Origin of the sequence: Dyadobacter crusticola DSM 16708, assembly GCF_000701505.1 — a bacterium.
Lineage (GTDB): Bacteria > Bacteroidota > Bacteroidia > Cytophagales > Spirosomataceae > Dyadobacter > Dyadobacter crusticola.
The window spans coordinates 592,838-606,913 of sequence record NZ_JNJB01000001.1 but is presented as its reverse complement, the minus strand read 5'-3'; the positions used below and the strand labels follow the sequence as shown (position 1 = coordinate 606,913).

Here is a 14,076-nt window from a genome sequence, read left to right as displayed (position 1 = left end):
GTTTTAAAATGTACGAAGTAACATCTGACAACCGGTTGAAAAGTCTTATTGTTGTTGGTGACAGGGTTTTGATCCGTCCCAAAAGTCCAAGTGACAGAACAAACAGCGGCTTGTACCTGCCGCCCACAGTCACGGAAAAAGAGCAGGTGCAAACAGGCTATGTGATCAAAGTAGGCCCCGGCTATCCCATTCCCGTAGCAGTGGAGGAAGAACCCTGGAAGGAAACAGAAGAAAAAGTGAAGTATATGCCGCTGCAATCCAAAGAAGGCGATCTCGCGATTTACTTACAGCGCAATGCAATCGAACTGGAATACGATGGCGAAAAGTACGTCATCGTCCCGCAATCCTCGATATTGATGTTGGAGCGCTCGGAAGATCTGTTTGATTAATGAGTGAATGAGTGAATTTTGAATGACCGAATGACTGAATGATTGAATATACTTTTGACGGTTCAAACTTTAAACTCATAAACTCTAAACTCATGCACTCCAAACTCATAAACTTAAAAAACCATGAAGTACAAATTTCTAAGTAATACCGGGGTGCTGGTTTCGGAGCTTTGTTTTGGGACTATGACATTTGGTGGTGAGGGATATTGGGAGGCGATTGGTCGCTTGCAGCAGGAAGAGGGAGCCGCTCTGGTCAAAACCGCACTGGATAGCGGGATTAATTTCTTTGATACTGCCAATGTTTATTCTTATGGTAAGTCCGAGACCATTTTGGGCCAGGCGTTGAAGGACCTCGGTATCAAGCGCAGCGAGGTGGTTATTGCTACCAAAGTACGCGGCAGAATGGCCGCTGGTGCAAACCAGATCGGCTTATCGCGGCTGCATATCATGGATTCTGTTAATGAGAGTCTTGAAAGGTTAGGAACTGATCACATTGACCTGTACTATATCCACGGTGTTGATGTGGAGACTTCACTGGAAGAGACCATGCGCGGGCTGGAAGACATTGTGAGGTCGGGGAAGGTTAGGTACCTGGGTGTAAGTAACCATGCAGCCTGGCAGATCATGAAAGCGAATGGTATTGCGGAGAAAAACGGCTGGACCAAGTTCGTGGCTTGTCAGCATTACTATACAATCGCTGGTCGTGACCTGGAACGGGAGCTGGTACCTATGATGAAGGATCAGAATCTCGCGCTGATGCCTTGGAGCCCGCTTGCAGGAGGGTTTTTGTCAGGCAAGTACACGCGTGATAACCAGTCTACCGGCGAAAACCGGCGTGATAGCTTCGACTTTCCGCCTATTGACAAAGAGAAAGCCTACGATATCATCGATGTTATTCAGCCCATTGCTGACGCTCATTCCGTTTCGGTGGCACAGATTGCATTGTCCTGGCTTTTGCATCAGCAGAGTGTTACCAGTGTAATTATCGGCGCGAAAAAGCCTGAACAGCTCAAAGAGAATATTGCCGCAACTTCCATTGTACTCACTTCGGAAGACCTTGAAAAACTGAATGCAATCAGCGCATTGAAGACTGAGTATCCGCAATGGATGTTCGAGCGTCAGGGCAGAGACAGGATCCCGGGCTGATATGCGCAAAATCCTTTTTGCACTCGTACTTCTGGCATTTAGTAAGGCTAGCTTTGCCCAAAAAAGCGTTGCGATTACAATTGACGACATTCCTAACGTACATATCGTCGAGAAAGACGGTAGTTCGCGCTTGCTCCGTCGGCTCGATTCGCTTCAAATACCCGTCGCGATCTTTATCAACGAGGCCAATCTCAACAAAACTTCGGCGGCGAAGCAAAACGAAAACCTGCTGAAAAGTTGGCTGTTGAATAAAAATGTCACACCTGGTAATCACAGCTTTTCTCATCCCAATTATGGCGAAGTCGGTTTCGAGGCGTTTAGCGAGGATGTAGTGAAAGGCGAAAAGCTCACTCGTGAGATAATCGGGAAGAGCGGGAAGAAGCTGGAATATTTCCGGTTTCCGTTTAATGCAATGGGAAAAGATAGTGCGGCTCATTTACGCATGGAGAAGTTTTTGAGAGACAAAGGCTACCGCTCAATACCTTTCACGGTTGAGAATGAAGACTGGATGTACACTCAGCTTTATGAAAGAGCATTGAAAGATAGAAACCAGACGCTGTCTGATTCGATAGGGGAGCAATACGTAGGTAGCTGCATCAGGTTATTTGCTTACGTTGACAGCCTTTCAACAGCCATGTTCGGCAGGGAGATCAAACACATTTATCTGTGCCATGATAATCAGCTAAATACCGATTATTTGCCCAAACTGATCAAAGGATTGGAACAAAGGAGTTATCAAATGGTGAGCCTGGCTGACGCATTGGAGGATCCGGCTTATCAATCTAAGGATTTCTACTTTGGGAATGCTGGCTTCTCATGGATTTACAGATGGATAAAAGATCCTGTAAAAAGAAAAGCAGCGATGCGTGCGGAGCCTGTGAATTCAGGAATACAGCGCGCATTTGAGGAGATGAACAAAGCGAAATAATAGGGCAACAAAAAAAGCATGCAGTAAATGCATGCTTTCGAAATGTCTTCTTATGACTAAACTTAGATAACGCGAACGTTAACTGCGTTTAGACCTTTTCTTCCATTTTCCACGTCGTAAGACACTTTGTCGTTTTCACGGATATCGTCTTGAAGACCTGAAACGTGAACGAAAATGTCTTTTTCACCTGATGCTGGTTGGATGAATCCAAATCCTTTGGAGTCATTGAAAAACTTAACTGTACCTTCTGCCATTAGAATTGATCTTATATTTTTAAAAATCAAATGTATATAGAAAAAATATATAAACAAGATAAAAATTTAAATTGCTTAGAATTGTTCTTAATAATTTAACATAAAAAGAATGTCTGTAATTGACGTTGACAGCCTGATTTCGCCCTTTTGGTTGCCTAACGGGCACTTTCAGAGCATATATCCGGCACTGTTCCGGAAAGTGAAAGGAGTAAAATATTTCCGCGAAAAAATTGTAACTCCAGACGAAGATTTCCTGAATCTCGACTGGTCAGGCGCAAGTAGTAACCGATCGGGCACGCTTGTGATACTTACGCACGGGCTCGAAGGGGATAGTTCCAGACAATACATGCTGGGCATGATCAAGCTGTTGAATAAAAATGGTTTTGACTGCCTGGGATGGAATTTTCGTAGTTGTGGTGGTGAAATGAACAATGCATTGCGGTTTTATCACAGCGGTGCAACGGACGATCTTGATGTCGTAGTGCAGCACGCACTGCGGCGCGGGTACGAGAATATCTATCTCGCCGGTTTCAGTCTCGGCGGCAATCTGACACTCAAATACCTGGGCGAATACGCTACGCAACTGGATACCCGGATCAGGAAAGCACTTGTTTTTAGTGTACCAATGGATTTGAAAGCGTGCAGTCTCGCGATCATCAAGCCGGAAAACAGGGTGTATATGCAGCGATTCTTAACCACACTCAGCCCGAAAGTTGCAGCGAAAGCAGCACTGTACCCCGATAGTATCTCCATATCTGATTATAAGCACGTGAAAACGCTTTACGATTTTGATCACATTTATACAGCTCCGTTGCACGGGTTTAAAGGCGCAGATGATTATTACGAGCAATGCAGCTCCATGCATTTCCTGAAAGATATCCGTGTTCCCACTCAGATTATCAATGCTAAAAACGATCCGATAGTCCCTTTTGCTAGTCTGCCGCTGGACGAATTACGGGTGCATGAGCACGTTTCACTTCTCGCGAGCGGTCAGGGCGGGCACTGTGGATTCCGGCCTGCGCGGCTGGTGGATGAATTCTACTGGTCGGAAAAGAGGGCTCTGGAGTTCTTCCTGGCGGAAAATGGATGAATGTGGCCGGGGCAAACGCATCTTTGATTTTAAACTGTTCGAATCATTATTTTGTTAGCGTCATATCTAATATGATTCGTAATTTTGCGGCCCGGAGCCTTACACAGGTATTTCTTTTTGACCCGATTATTATCCAGTTATTCCCTGCTTCATGTCCACATTAACACTCAATCCGCTACCGTACATTATCATTGATTTTGACAGCACCTTTACGAAAGTTGAAGGGCTTGACGAACTTGCAGCGATCGCATTGAACGGGCATCCTGAAAAAGATCAGGTTGTTCAGAAGATTATAGATCTCACGAACAAAGGAATGAATGGCGAAATGTCGTTTGCAGAGGGACTTCGTCAGCGCATTGCCTTGCTGAAAGCAAACCGCTCGCATATCGGTGAATTAATTAACCTTCTTAAAACAAAGGTTTCGGATTCGTTTAAGCGGAATGCGCACTTCTTGACGGAGAATTCGGAGCAGATTTACATTGTATCAAGCGGATTTAAGGAGTTTATCGTTCCCGTGGCAACCGAGCTGGGCATCCGCGCGGATCATGTTTATGCCAATGAATTCGTGTTTGATGAAGAGGGAAATATCATTGGAATAGATGAAGAGAATGAGCTGTCGACTGACGGAGGAAAAATAAAAGTATTATCTGCATTGAATTTGCCGGGCGACGTTTATGCTATCGGTGATGGCTATACAGATTATGAATTGAAAGCATCCGGTCTTGCAAATCGTTTTTATGCATTTACCGAAAATATAGAGCGGCCGCGCGTTACAGCTGTCGCGGACCACATTGCGACTTCATTTGACGATTTCCTGTACGATAATAAGCTGAGCAGAAGCCAGTCTTATCCAAAAAGCCGCATTAAAGTATTGTTGCTGGAAAATGTGCATCCGGCCGCACTACGCGCTTTTAAAGAAGAAGGTTTTAGTGTAGAGTTTGTGAAAGGCGCATTGGATGAAGATGAGCTTTGCGAGCGGATTAAAGATGTGTCGATTATCGGGATTCGTTCCAAAACAAATATTACAAAGCGCGTTCTTGACAATGCAAACCGGCTGATGGCGATTGGTGCGTTCTGTATCGGTACCAACCAGATTGATCTGGAAGAAGCGGCAAAAAAAGGGATTGCGGTTTTTAATGCACCTTACAGCAACACCCGCTCTGTAGTAGAGCTGGCAGTTGGTGAAATGATCCTGCTGATCCGGAATATAGTTGGGAAAAGCAACCAGCTGCACCAGGGAATCTGGGACAAATCAGCAAATGGAAGTTTCGAAATCCGCGGAAAGAAACTCGGAATGGTAGGTTACGGCAGCATTGGTACTCAGTTGTCTGTTGTAGCTGAGGCACTGGGAATGGAGGTTTATTTCTACGATGAAGTGGAGAAGCTTTCTATCGGAAATGCTAAAAAATTGAACTCGCTTGAAGAACTGCTTTCCATTGCCGACGTGATCAGTATGCACGTAGACGGACGGAAAGAGAATACAAACCTGATCGGTAAGCGCGAGTTTGACCTGATGAAAAAAGGCGTCATTTTCCTGAACCTGTCACGCGGGCACGTTGTGGATATACAAGCCCTGGCTGACGCTGTAAAAAGCGGGAAAGTAGCCGGCGCCGGTGTTGACGTTTTCCCGAAAGAACCAAAAACCAACGATGAGCTATTTGAAAGCGAGCTGCTGGGCTTGCCAAATGTGATCCTGACCCCGCATATCGGCGGAAGCACAGAGGAAGCGCAGGAAAATATCGGGCACTTTGTACCTTCCAAACTGCTTGAATTTATGAATAATGGTAGTTCCTACGGAAGTGTTAATTTCCCGGAAGTACAATTGCCCAAGCTGAAAGATTCGCACAGGTTGCTGCACATCCACGCCAATGTACCGGGTGTTCTAGCCAAGCTGAACCATATTTTTGGTAAAAACAATATCAACATTACTGGCCAGTATCTGAAAACGAATGAACATATCGGCTATGTAATTGTGGATATCGAAAAAGGATATACGGAGGAATTCATTCAGGAAGTGAAAGAACTTGAAGGTACGATCCGGTTCCGGATGCTTTACTGAAAATACATTTATCCAACACCATGTCGCTAACCTTCTTTACCCCTGGGCCGGCCCAGCTTTATCCTACATTTGAAAAGCACCTGCAGACTTTTGTTTCCAATCAGCTTGGATCGATAAGTCACAGAAGTCAGCAGTACCGCGATTTACATAAATTCACCGTTGATCAGCTGCGGACTTTACTGAATGTACCTGACTCGCATGCGATCCTTTTTCTTGGATCTGCTTCGGAAGCCTGGGAAAGAATCCTTTTCGGCTGCGTGGAACTGGAAAGTTTCCATTTAGTAAATGGTTCTTTTTCAAAAAAGTTTTACGATTATTCCAATGCGCTGAACAAGTACGCGCACAAGTTCGAGAAGCCGATGGGAAGCGGGTTTTCAGCTGCGGAGATCGAGGTGCCTGAGTATGCCGAGCTCATTTGTGTAACGCACAATGAAACCAGCTCGGGGGTTCAAATGCCTGTTGCTGAAATCCACAAATTGAAGCAGAAAAATCCTGGCAAATTCATTGCTGTGGATATTGTATCCTCTGCACCTTACCCGGACCTGGATTATGCATTGATCGATACTGCATTCTTTTCCGTCCAAAAAGCATTCGGTCTGCCGGCGGGACTCGGTGTTTGGATCGTTAGCGAAAAATGCCTCGCAAAGGCAAAGAGCATCAAGAATCAATACTCAATAGGCGCACACAACGATTTGCCCACGCTTTGGAAAAATGCTCAGAACAATGAAACGCCTGCGACCCCGAACGTAATGGGGATATATTTGTTAGGAAAAATTGCAGAGGAGTTCAATCAGATAGGTGCGCAAACAATGCGCAAGCAAACTGAACAGAAAGCCGCCTCGATTTATAAGTTTATAGAGAAAACAGCTGGCTTTTCGGCATTTGTGAAAGAAAAAGCGTATCGCTCACAAACAGTTATCGTGACTGACACAGAGCTTCCTTCGGCCGACATTATCAAAAATGTAAAAGAAAAAGGAATGGTAATTGGCAGCGGATATGGAGAGTTCAAGGCCTCTCAGCTGCGTATCGCAAACTTTCCGGCTACATCAGCGGAAGAAGTTGACAGGCTTCTTCATGAACTAGGCAAATTGTAGGTATCTTATTTTGTGACGAAGCGCTTGTTTGAACGTCTAATAGTCAAACAAGCGCTTTTTTTGTGTACACCAACGATATACTCTGGAAATCAATCCTGGAAGATACTTTTGAAGACTTCCTGATTTTCTTCTTTCCTGACTGTCTTTCAATATTCGATTTCAGCAAGGGCTTTCAATACCTGGATAAAGAGCTCGAACAGCTCTTTCCGGTAGATGATTGCATTAGCGGGGTCAAATTTGTGGACAAGCTGGTAAAGGTATTTTTGCTCGACGGGAATGAAGAATGGATCCTGGTTCATATAGAAGTTCAGGGCTATGCAGACAGGACTTTTGCAGAGCGGATGTTTACTTACTATTACAGGATCTGGGACAACTACCGGCGCCGCATCACTGCATTCGCTATTTTGACAGACGAAAACGCTGCTTTTCTTCCGGATAAATTTGAACAAGACTTTTTAGGAACCCGCTTGACTTTTCGGTTTAATGCATTCAAGGTACTGGATCAGTCGGAAGAACATTTGCTGAAAAGTGCAAATCCTTTTGCGCAGGTTATCTTGGTAGTCAAATCCGCAATGCGGGGCAAGACGCTTGAAAAAGAAGATTTACTCTCACTGAAAATCACGTTAGCCAGGAGATTATTCGCGATGCAAATTCCGAAGAAGAAAATTGGAAAGCTGATGAAATTTCTGAAACTTTATATCAGGTTCGATGATGAAAACTTAGACCAGATCTTTGAACGTGAAATAAGTACGATCACTACAAATCCACGCAGCACTATGGGAATTGACGAATTGTATCTGCAGATTAGAAAGCAAGAGGCGAGAGAAAAAGGATGGACTGAAGGAAAACAGGAGGGCTGGAACGAAGGAAGGATAGAGGGAAGAAATGAAGGAATTAATGAGGGTAGAAATGAAAGAAATGTTGAATTCATAAAGAACTTACTTAAAGAGACTTCTTTTGACGACGCAAAAATCGCCGGCCTTGTGGGTGTTGATGCGGAGCTAGTTCAGCAAATCAAGTCGGAAGGTTCTCTGTAAATCTTATTTATATTGCATTAAAGCGTAGAATCGACGATTCTGCGCTTTTTGTCTTTTTAGTTTATTCACAAATCAAATTATTTAATGACGCTCTACAAAAAACTCCTGGCTGCCACCATGATTTTGTCGACGTTCGCTGAGGCTTTTTCGCAGACTGCGACGACAACAGAGCTATCCTACAAAAACCCGGTTTTTGAACCTATTCTCGCCGATCCCACTGTGGTGAGGGCGGACGACGGCATGTTTTATGCTTACGGAACAATGGACAATTGGGGGGATGGAAATGGCGCACGCTTAGTGCCGGTCATCAGATCGAAGAATCTGGTGCATTGGACCTACGTTAAAGATGCATTTACCAAAAAACCAGCCTGGAAAGAGAAAGGCGGGATCTGGGCGCCAGAAGTCGTGAAAGTGGATGGTAAGTACCACATGTACTATGCATTTTCAACCTGGGGCGATGCCGACCCTGGTATCGGCCTCGCTGTTTCGGACTCAGCTGCCGGGCCATTTACAGACGCTGGCAAGCTTTTCCTGAGCTCAGAAGTTGGTGTTCCCAATTCCATTGATCCGTTTTATATGGAAATTGACAATAAGAAATATGTGTTCTGGGGTAGTTTCAGCGATGCGGCAACTCAGGGAACTTATGGCGTAGAATTGAGCAAGGACGGGAAGTCTGTTCCGGACCTTTCCCAGAAGATCAAGGTTGCCGCCGGAGACTTTGAAGCGGTGATGATCCAGAAAAAAGGAGAGTATTACTACTTCTTTGGCTCAAAAGAAAACTGCTGCGATGGCGCCAAAAGCAAATACAACATTCGTGTTGGCAGATCGAAGAACCCGCTGGGGCCTTATGTTGACAAAGAGGGAAAAGAACTTACGCAACGCGGCGCAGGTACATTACTGATCCATCCCAGCGAACAATACGCCGGTCCCGGGCACAATGCCAGGTTTGTTACCGACGACAATGGTACCGACTGGCTGCTATACCACGCCATTGACAAGAAAAAACCACATGTATCCACAGGCGCGAATCGCAGGGTGCTGATGCTCGACAAACTCACATGGCCAAATGGATGGCCGGAAATTGCAGGTTTGGAGCCAAGTAACTCTGAGAAGAAAGCGCCCTTTTTCAAATAAACCTTTTAGCAAAAAATGAAATTATTTAAATCGACGATCCTGGCAGTTTTTGCCGCATTACTCACTTTTGGCTGCGCAAAAAAAGCAGAAGAAAATAAAGAACAAACTACTGCCGCCGACAGTAGCCAGTCTGCGCGGGAAATCTGGTCTAAGCAACAGGCCAATGACTGGTATGCCAGGCAAGGCTGGCTCGTGGGGGCAGACTTCCTGCCCAGCACTGCGATCAACCAGCTTGAAATGTTCCAGGCGGCTTCTTTCGATACGGCGACAATTGACAAAGAGCTGGGTTGGGCAGAGGAAATCGGAATGAATACAATGCGCGTTTACTTGCACGATCTCTTGTTCCAGGAAGATTCGGCCGGCTTTGTGAAGCGCCTTGATACATTCCTAGATATCGCGGAAAAGCACAAGATCAAACCGATGTTCGTGCTTTTCGACTCCTGCTGGGACCCTTTTCCGAAATTAGGAAAGCAACGTGCACCTAAGCCGGGAGTACATAATTCCGGGTGGGTACAAAGCCCGGGATTGGAAGCATTGAAAGACAGTACGCAATATCCGCGGCTGGAAAGATATGTAAAAGGAACCGTCACAGCATTTGCAAACGACGACCGCATTCTGGCCTGGGATATCTGGAATGAGCCCGATAACCCAAATACGAGCTCTTATGGAAAAGTGGAACTGCCGAATAAAGTTGACTACGTGCTGCCGCTTCTTGAAAAGTCATTCGCCTGGGCGCGCTCGGTAAATCCAAGTCAGCCACTTACAGCCGGCGTTTGGAACGGAGACTGGACTTCTCACGAAACATTGAAACCCATTGAAAAGGTAATGATCGATCAATCAGACATTGTCACTTTTCACAATTACGAAGATGCAGCAGATTTTGAAAAACGCATTAAGCAGTTGCAGCAGTACGGGCGTCCAATGATTTGCACCGAGTATATGTCGCGTGGAAACGGAAGCTTTTTCAAAGGATCATTGCCGGTTGCCAAGAAGTACAACGTAGGCGCAATCAATTGGGGGCTTGTGAGCGGAAAATCCCAAACAATCTATCCCTGGGACAGCTGGAAAAAAACTTACACCAGCGAACCGGAACTATGGTTCCACGACATTTTCAGAAAAGACGGTACACCTTACAAAAAGGAAGAAACTGACCTGATTAAGCAGCTTACTGCCTCCAAATAGGTGTAACCTGAATGGTACCCCCATTGAAATGCTTATGGAGAAAAAAGTTAATGCAAGATTTTTCAAAAATAGCATCGGCTACAAAGTTACCATTACAAAGTAGTAGCGTCTAAAAGCATAAACGCCCAGTTTATGCAAACACTTTACAGCATGTTACAGAAAGCACTAGTCCTGGTGCTTTCTGTTTTTACTATCAGCCAAGCCCAAACCACCTACTTTCACCAGGATTTTGCAACAACCACTTCTCTGGTTAATCCGCTTCCTGACACCGGTCAGTTCAGTCACATTATCCTCACAGCACCGCAGCTTTCGTATCACAAATTTCACAGAGGTTATGTGGAGTTTGTGAGGTCGCAGCAGGATTCTGCTACCGGCGGGATCATTCGTGCAATGCGGGCGACACCATTTCAACCTAATCCGAAAACATTGTTTATTCAGGTAAAACTGGCTGCGGAGTCGGTGCAGTCGGGGGAGGTGAATGCAATCTATTTCTATGCGGGAGAAGATTTCAACCCAGTTAACAATTCATTTCCGGGCAATGGAATTATGTTTTCAAAGTTCGTGATCAATTTCAAAGAAGATTCGATTTGCATCAAAGATTCTGAAAGTCAAAAGACAAGCCGGTGGATTCCGAAAAGAGAGAAGGTAACGGTGACCTGGGTGCTCAATAATGCAGACAAGAATCTCATTTACAGCGCCCCCGAAAGCGGGACAGAAAGTACAGTTGTTCCCGGTACTTACGATTTGTGGCTGAACGGTGAGCCGGTAAGTCTCGGAAGTAAGGGGTATCCCGGCAGCTCCGTTTTCTCCCCAACCAAGCTTTCCAATTTCGAGTTGAGGTTCAGGAATGGGCTGGGTAAAATCCGTATTTACGACATTCTGATCAGAGAAGGGGAAAATAGCGCGCTTTTTTCAAAAGCGATTATAATGCCGAATCCTGTTACGGGTCGGATGTTTCAGATCAGGTCGCCGGATATTGACATAAATACGGTTCGGCTGATTTCCACCTCCGGCAAGTTGGTTTCGGTCAAAACGGAAAGTCTGAAAAATGGTACAGTGCAGGTGCGGATACCTGACGATCTTCCCGCCGGAATATACATTGTCCATTACAACGATAGACAGCTGGTTAAGACCCGCTTGAAAGTGCTGTGCAATAATGATAATTTCAGTTGAAAACCACTTACTCAAAAGCTCACCCGCTTACTCGAAACAACTTTTCTGCCCGCATTACACCTTATACTTTCGTGATTATTTACAATCAAAAACAAATAGTCATGAAAAAAATGTCTCTTAAAAATCTGTCTGCATTGTTGCTCTCTCTTGTACTGGTTGCCGGTGTGTTCTCATGTAAAGACGATTCAAATGATCCAAAACCAAATGAGCCTGTAAATGAAAACAAAGTGGAAGGTTCATGGAAAATAAAGGCGATGACAATTGAACCGGCAGTAAATGGGATTACAGATATGCTGGCTTTCTATGAAGCTTTGGCGGGTAACAACTGCCTTTCCCAAACTACGATTACATTCAATGGCAACGGAAAGGTTACCGGTGCTGTTCCGGCCGGCTGTGTCGAAGATGACGATTCTCCCGTAGCAGGCACAGGCTCAACCTGGAAAGTGGTCGGTAATAAAATCCAGATAACCGAAGACGGAGAAACTGAGGAGTTTGATCTGGAAGTGAAAGGAAACGAAATGAAATGGTCTGTATCAGAAACAGAAGATGGTCAGACATTCAAAACAACATTAGTATTCAGGAAGTAAGAGCATACGGGAGCCGCGGAGTCAGCTTGGCTTTGCACAACTTTCTCTTTAAATTTTTCGAAATTATCAAACAAATAGCCGGTCTTATGTCCGGCTATTTGCATAATATTGCAGATATTCCTTCGAAACCCATATTACTTGAAATGAATTCTGCCACAGCACCTCGTTCAGATGCTTCCCACCTTTTTAGTGCCCCTGTTATTGTTGCCGCACTTGGCTATTTCGTAGATATTTATGATTTGCTGCTTTTCGGGATCGTCCGGATACCCAGTCTGATCGCACTCGGGCTATCAGATTCAGAAATATCTGTTACCGGGGCTAGTATTCTCAACTGGCAAATGACCGGCCTGCTTTTAGGCGGCATTCTCTGGGGAGTTCTGGGCGATAAGAAGGGGCGACTTTCAGTACTTTTCGGCTCTATTATCACTTATTCACTCGCCAACATTGCATGCGGTTTTGTGCAGGATGCGGATGTTTATAAGATTCTCCGGTTCATCGCTGGCATAGGTCTGGCCGGGGAGCTCGGCGCAGGGATTACATTGGTTTCCGAGATTTTACCAAAGCACTTACGCGCGATCGGGACTTCGCTGGTGGCGGGTATCGGTTTGCTGGGAGCCGTTGTGGCTTATTTTACGGTTGAGTTTTTCAACTGGCGCTATGCTTATTTTATTGGCGGCGGCTTGGGAATTTCCCTTTTGCTGCTCCGGATAGGCGTTTTTGAGTCGGGGATTTTCAAAGATATCAAGAATCAGAAGCATGTCGAAAAAGGTAACTTCTTTGCTTTGTTTACGAATAAAGACCGGCTTTTCAGATACCTGAGATGCATTGGTATTGGTCTGCCAACGTGGTTTGTAATCGGTATCCTGGCCACATTCAGTAATGAATTCGGGAAAGCATTGGGCATTGATGAACCCATTAAGCCCGGACTATCCATTATGTGGTGTTATGTGGGCCTTTCGATGGGCGATCTGGCGAGCGGTTTTATCAGTCACTGGCTCGAATCGCGCAAAAAGGCTGTATTTTATTTGATGATCTTTACGTTAGTAGGTAGCTGGATTTACCTGTATGGGGGAATTACGTCGTCGGCTTACTTTTACGCCACTGCTGCATTGCTGGGTTTTGGGATCGGATACTGGGCGATGTTCGTGACGATAGGAGCGGAGCAGTTCGGTACAAACCTGAGAGCAACAGCAGCTACTACCGTGCCGAATATGGTACGTGGAACTGTGGTGTTAATGACAACTTTATTCGCTAATTTTAAAGACTCTTTTTCAGTGATCAATGCAGGTGCGATGGTAGGGGTAATATGCTTCGCAATAGGTATTTACTGCATTTTGACGATACCCGAAACACACGGAAGAGACCTTGACTTTCTGGAAGAATAGCATAGAGGTAATTCTGGCAAATTTGAATTTTCACAATCAAAAATATATGTAATGGAAAGACGCGTAGCGCTGAAAAGCATGGCGTTGGCTGTGGGCGCACTGGCAAATCTGCCAGCTTGGGCATCGGGATGGAGCAAGGAATCATTGAATGGAAACAGCTTCCTTGCTGCCGACCAGTCCAAAACCCTTGCAGCAATTGTTGAGACCATCATTCCCAAGACCGATACGCCGGGCGCAGGGGAGCTGGGAGTCGCAGATTTTGCACAGAAAATGGTAAAGGATTGCTACGATAGCAAGACTCAAACCAGCTTTGCAAGCGGGATATCCAAATTGGACGAGGAGAGTGTACAGAAGTTTGGCAAATCATTCGCCGAAGCCAGCAAAGATCAGCGCCTGCAACTGGTGCAATCGCTGGAAAAAAGCCAGGATTTCGATGACCGCGGCTTTTTTAGTCTGCTAAAAAACCTGACTATCCAAGGTTACATGACCTCAGAATATGTAATGACCAATATAACCCATTATGAAATGGTACCAGCCCGTTTTCATGGTTGTGTACCTGTAGTGAAGGGATAAAAGGGAGGAAAGGGAGAAAGGAGGAAGTATTCTTAATTCCCCTCC

Annotated in this window: 14 protein-coding genes; 13 read left to right on the top strand and 1 reads right to left on the bottom strand. The window is 45.2% G+C overall.

The window, feature by feature from the left end:
- Window positions 1-8: 8 nt before the first annotated feature.
- The 3 genes from Q369_RS0102680 (at window position 9) to Q369_RS0102670 (ending at window position 2,463) form a co-directional block, all read left to right on the top strand.
- Window positions 9-389 carry a co-chaperone GroES gene (locus Q369_RS0102680; protein ID WP_031526208.1) on the top strand — a complete coding sequence of 127 codons (381 nt, stop codon included), beginning with the start codon at window positions 9-11 and terminating at the stop codon, window positions 387-389.
- Between the two features lie 123 nt (window positions 390-512).
- Window positions 513-1,535, top strand: a complete 1,023-nt coding sequence (locus Q369_RS0102675; RefSeq protein ID WP_031526206.1) for an aldo/keto reductase — start codon at window positions 513-515, stop codon at window positions 1,533-1,535.
- 1 nt (window position 1,536) lies between these two features.
- The gene (locus tag Q369_RS0102670; RefSeq protein WP_031526205.1) at window positions 1,537-2,463 is read left to right on the top strand and encodes a polysaccharide deacetylase family protein; all 927 of its coding nucleotides are present in this window, start codon (window positions 1,537-1,539) and stop codon (window positions 2,461-2,463) included.
- A 62-nt stretch (window positions 2,464-2,525) separates the two neighbouring features.
- Here the strand turns inward: Q369_RS0102670 and Q369_RS0102665 are convergent, their stop codons facing one another.
- On the bottom strand, window positions 2,526-2,717 hold the full coding sequence (locus Q369_RS0102665; RefSeq protein ID WP_031526203.1) for a cold-shock protein: 192 nt from the start codon (window positions 2,715-2,717) through the stop codon (window positions 2,526-2,528).
- Between the two features lie 109 nt (window positions 2,718-2,826).
- Between Q369_RS0102665 and Q369_RS0102660 the strand changes: the two genes are divergently transcribed.
- The 10 genes from Q369_RS0102660 (at window position 2,827) to Q369_RS0102615 (ending at window position 14,031) form a co-directional block, all read left to right on the top strand.
- Window positions 2,827-3,807 (top strand): YheT family hydrolase, encoded by a 981-nt coding sequence (locus Q369_RS0102660; RefSeq protein WP_031526202.1) that lies wholly within the window; start codon window positions 2,827-2,829, stop codon window positions 3,805-3,807.
- Between the two features lie 151 nt (window positions 3,808-3,958).
- Window positions 3,959-5,866, top strand: coding sequence for a phosphoglycerate dehydrogenase (serA, locus tag Q369_RS0102655; protein ID WP_031526201.1), 1,908 nt, complete (start codon window positions 3,959-3,961; stop codon window positions 5,864-5,866).
- A 20-nt stretch (window positions 5,867-5,886) separates the two neighbouring features.
- Window positions 5,887-6,960 (top strand): aminotransferase class V-fold PLP-dependent enzyme, encoded by a 1,074-nt coding sequence (locus Q369_RS0102650; protein WP_031526200.1) that lies wholly within the window; start codon window positions 5,887-5,889, stop codon window positions 6,958-6,960.
- Window positions 6,961-7,022: 62 nt separating this feature from the next.
- A complete protein-coding gene (locus Q369_RS0102645; RefSeq protein ID WP_031526198.1) occupies window positions 7,023-7,997 on the top strand; it encodes an RpnC/YadD family protein in 975 nt (324 codons plus the stop codon).
- A gap of 84 nt (window positions 7,998-8,081) precedes the next feature.
- A complete protein-coding gene (locus Q369_RS0102640; RefSeq protein WP_031526197.1) occupies window positions 8,082-9,131 on the top strand; it encodes a family 43 glycosylhydrolase in 1,050 nt (349 codons plus the stop codon).
- A gap of 15 nt (window positions 9,132-9,146) precedes the next feature.
- A complete protein-coding gene (locus Q369_RS0102635; RefSeq protein ID WP_031526196.1) occupies window positions 9,147-10,313 on the top strand; it encodes a cellulase family glycosylhydrolase in 1,167 nt (388 codons plus the stop codon).
- A 132-nt stretch (window positions 10,314-10,445) separates the two neighbouring features.
- Window positions 10,446-11,486 (top strand): T9SS type A sorting domain-containing protein, encoded by a 1,041-nt coding sequence (locus tag Q369_RS0102630; RefSeq protein ID WP_229206718.1) that lies wholly within the window; start codon window positions 10,446-10,448, stop codon window positions 11,484-11,486.
- A 101-nt stretch (window positions 11,487-11,587) separates the two neighbouring features.
- On the top strand, window positions 11,588-12,073 hold the full coding sequence (locus tag Q369_RS0102625) for a lipocalin-like domain-containing protein (protein WP_157488012.1): 486 nt from the start codon (window positions 11,588-11,590) through the stop codon (window positions 12,071-12,073).
- 143 nt (window positions 12,074-12,216) lie between these two features.
- Window positions 12,217-13,458, top strand: coding sequence for an MFS transporter (locus Q369_RS0102620; RefSeq protein WP_031526191.1), 1,242 nt, complete (start codon window positions 12,217-12,219; stop codon window positions 13,456-13,458).
- Between the two features lie 51 nt (window positions 13,459-13,509).
- Window positions 13,510-14,031 carry a gluconate 2-dehydrogenase subunit 3 family protein gene (locus Q369_RS0102615; RefSeq protein WP_035332842.1) on the top strand — a complete coding sequence of 174 codons (522 nt, stop codon included), beginning with the start codon at window positions 13,510-13,512 and terminating at the stop codon, window positions 14,029-14,031.
- Window positions 14,032-14,076 lie beyond the last annotated feature (45 nt).

What these genes read in the sequence shown, in the direction of transcription:
- Q369_RS0102630 (WP_229206718.1), top strand. Translation starts at nt 10,446, where the DNA reads ATGCAAACACTTTACAGCATGTTACAGAAAGCACTAGTCCTGGTGCTT.
- Q369_RS0102670 (WP_031526205.1), top strand. Translation starts at nt 1,537, where the DNA reads ATGCGCAAAATCCTTTTTGCACTCGTACTTCTGGCATTTAGTAAGGCT.
- Q369_RS0102615 (WP_035332842.1), top strand. Translation starts at nt 13,510, where the DNA reads ATGGAAAGACGCGTAGCGCTGAAAAGCATGGCGTTGGCTGTGGGCGCA.
- Q369_RS0102675 (WP_031526206.1), top strand. Translation starts at nt 513, where the DNA reads ATGAAGTACAAATTTCTAAGTAATACCGGGGTGCTGGTTTCGGAGCTT.
- serA (WP_031526201.1), top strand. Translation starts at nt 3,959, where the DNA reads ATGTCCACATTAACACTCAATCCGCTACCGTACATTATCATTGATTTT.
- Q369_RS0102680 (WP_031526208.1), top strand. Translation starts at nt 9, where the DNA reads ATGTACGAAGTAACATCTGACAACCGGTTGAAAAGTCTTATTGTTGTT.
- Q369_RS0102625 (WP_157488012.1), top strand. Translation starts at nt 11,588, where the DNA reads ATGAAAAAAATGTCTCTTAAAAATCTGTCTGCATTGTTGCTCTCTCTT.
- Q369_RS0102660 (WP_031526202.1), top strand. Translation starts at nt 2,827, where the DNA reads ATGTCTGTAATTGACGTTGACAGCCTGATTTCGCCCTTTTGGTTGCCT.
- Q369_RS0102665 (WP_031526203.1), bottom strand. Translation starts at nt 2,717, where the DNA reads ATGGCAGAAGGTACAGTTAAGTTTTTCAATGACTCCAAAGGATTTGGA.
- Q369_RS0102640 (WP_031526197.1), top strand. Translation starts at nt 8,082, where the DNA reads ATGACGCTCTACAAAAAACTCCTGGCTGCCACCATGATTTTGTCGACG.
- Q369_RS0102620 (WP_031526191.1), top strand. Translation starts at nt 12,217, where the DNA reads ATGAATTCTGCCACAGCACCTCGTTCAGATGCTTCCCACCTTTTTAGT.
- Q369_RS0102650 (WP_031526200.1), top strand. Translation starts at nt 5,887, where the DNA reads ATGTCGCTAACCTTCTTTACCCCTGGGCCGGCCCAGCTTTATCCTACA.
- Q369_RS0102635 (WP_031526196.1), top strand. Translation starts at nt 9,147, where the DNA reads ATGAAATTATTTAAATCGACGATCCTGGCAGTTTTTGCCGCATTACTC.